Origin of the sequence: Sulfuricurvum sp., from assembly GCF_049305995.1 — a bacterium.
Taxonomy (GTDB): domain Bacteria; phylum Campylobacterota; class Campylobacteria; order Campylobacterales; family Sulfurimonadaceae; genus Sulfuricurvum.
The window spans coordinates 1-1,935 of record NZ_JBAQPS010000387.1 but is presented as its reverse complement, the minus strand read 5'-3'; the positions used below and the strand labels follow the sequence as shown (position 1 = coordinate 1,935).

Below are 1,935 nucleotides of genomic sequence, written 5' to 3'. Positions count from 1 at the left end.
TAAAGAGGCGACAGTACTTTTTCCTGTCGCTATTCCTCCGGTGAGCGCAATGGCATATTCAAATGCCATAATTATCTCGAACAGCGCGGTTTACTGCGCGTGGGCTCTCTGCCGAGGAGAACTTAGCGTTAGCGTAGCTATCGGGACGAGTTCCGATGGCGTAACAAAACAAATAGTAGTCAAATGCCATTAGTTACGGATAATGCCCAAATAATTTTTGCGAATATACTGTGGCATTGCAAAGACTCCGATATGGACATCGCAGTTATAAAATTGTTGTCCTTCGAGCAAATCACTGCGCTGTAAAATCAGATCCGCTGTCGGATGGTACTCTTTGGAACACAAAAGCAATGTTGCACCGTTCCCATCGTAATACGGCATAATGATTTTAAAGTAATTTCCCAAAATCTGCATGAGTTTTGTATTCTCAGCCACATCATCGAGGTCAGGGTGTTTGCACACCATCAAGGCATCCTCTTTTAAAAGTCGATTAGCATGTGCATATATCGCACTGTCATCACTTAACGTATCTAAAAGTAACACATCAGCACTTTTATCAGCGGCATTACGTAACACTGTAAGAAGATCGTTTGCACCCGAATAGCCAATAACAACATCACGGTAACGGGACAATTCCCCTTGCAACAAATCGGACTGATCACTCACGACCATGACGCTATGGGGATTTTTATGGGTACACATCGCAACGTGAGTCATCATCTCAGGGGTAATAAATGTTTTCATGAATAGTTTCTCTTCTCATAATATCGGAAATTTTTCAGCGATTGTAACACGCGGAGATTAAAAGGGTTTGAATCTTCTGTTTAGAGTGAAAGATTAAAGCTAACGACGTTCCCTTTTGATATAATTTCAACCAATTAATCTTATAAATTACGGAGTTGTCATGTGTGCTGAAAAAATTCAACGTTTTTTAATGGCCATCGTCTTAACCGTTTCAATGGTTTTATTTGCAAGCGGTCAAATTCAATGGGGTGTTATTGTCCAAACCTTTATCATTATCATGGTAGTGGTATGGGCTTTCACCGATTTTTGTCCTTCGTTATGGTTCTTCAGAAAAGTTTTCGGTAAATGCCAGAAAAAAGATTAAACCCCTAAATTTCCCCTAACCACTCTTTCGTTATAATTGCCTCACTTTTCTTAGGTGAGGAATCCCATGAGCCAAATCAGCTACAAAGACGCCGGTGTCGATATCGATGCAGGTAACAGTTTTGTCGAAAATATCAAACCACTCGTAAAATCGACGGCTATCCCCGGTGTTCTCGGCGGAATCGGATCATTTGCAGGGGCGTTTGAGCTTCCAACAGGGTATCGTGAACCCGTCATGCTCGCCGCAACCGACGGTGTCGGAACCAAGCTAAAACTTGCTATCGATTCGGGTATCCACAACACCGTTGGAATCGACTTGGTTGCGATGTGTGTGAACGATTTGATCTGTAATTTCGGAACCCCATCGTTTTTCCTCGATTATTACGCAACGGGTAAACTCGATGTCACTGCCGCAACGGCGGTTGTTAGCGGCATAGCGGAAGGTTGCCGTCAGGCAGAATGTGCCCTTATCGGCGGTGAAACGGCGGAAATGCCCGGAATGTACCACTCAGACGATTACGATCTTGCCGGATTTGCTGTCGGTATCGGTGAAAAAAGCGAACTTGACCGCTCCAACAAAGTAGCCGCAGGTGATATTCTCATCGCATTACCAAGTTCAGGGCTCCACTCCAACGGATTTTCATTAGCACGTAAAGTATTGTTTGAAAAAATGGGGATGAAATTCGACGATCAATTCGAAGGGAAACCATTGATTGAGACTCTTCTAACGCCGACACGTATCTACGTCAAAACATTTAAAGTGCTCAAAGATAAGATCCAAGCCCTCGCCCATATCACAGGAGGCGGAATCGTCGAAAACTTCCCACG

At 43.7% G+C, this 1,935-nt stretch carries 4 protein-coding genes; 3 read left to right on the top strand and 1 reads right to left on the bottom strand.

Translation table 11 applies throughout. The features are described 5' to 3' along the window. A partial coding sequence (locus WA010_RS12920) for a hypothetical protein (protein ID WP_422557529.1) occupies positions 1-193 on the top strand: 193 nt, incomplete at its 5' end. Here the strand turns inward: WA010_RS12920 and WA010_RS12915 are convergent. Next, positions 190-744 (bottom strand): spermidine synthase, encoded by a 555-nt coding sequence (locus WA010_RS12915; protein ID WP_422557528.1) that lies wholly within the window; start codon positions 742-744, stop codon positions 190-192. The genes WA010_RS12920 and WA010_RS12915 overlap by 4 nt on opposite strands. Before the next feature lie 160 nt (positions 745-904). On the opposite strand from WA010_RS12915, the gene WA010_RS12910 reads away from it, so the two are divergent. Together WA010_RS12910 and purM are read left to right on the top strand one after the other, a co-directional pair. Then, the gene (locus WA010_RS12910) at positions 905-1,108 is read left to right on the top strand and encodes a phosphoribosylaminoimidazole synthetase (protein ID WP_422557527.1); all 204 of its coding nucleotides are present in this window, start codon (positions 905-907) and stop codon (positions 1,106-1,108) included. A gap of 66 nt (positions 1,109-1,174) precedes the next feature. Next, positions 1,175-1,935, top strand: a 761-nt coding sequence (gene purM, locus WA010_RS12905) for a phosphoribosylformylglycinamidine cyclo-ligase (RefSeq protein ID WP_422557526.1), incomplete at its 3' end; no start/stop codon positions are given.

Bases quoted from the DNA above. Each gene is read 5' to 3' on its own strand.
- WA010_RS12915 (WP_422557528.1), bottom strand. From the start codon at position 744: ATGAAAACATTTATTACCCCTGAGATGATGACTCACGTTGCGATGTGT.
- WA010_RS12910 (WP_422557527.1), top strand. From the start codon at position 905: ATGTGTGCTGAAAAAATTCAACGTTTTTTAATGGCCATCGTCTTAACC.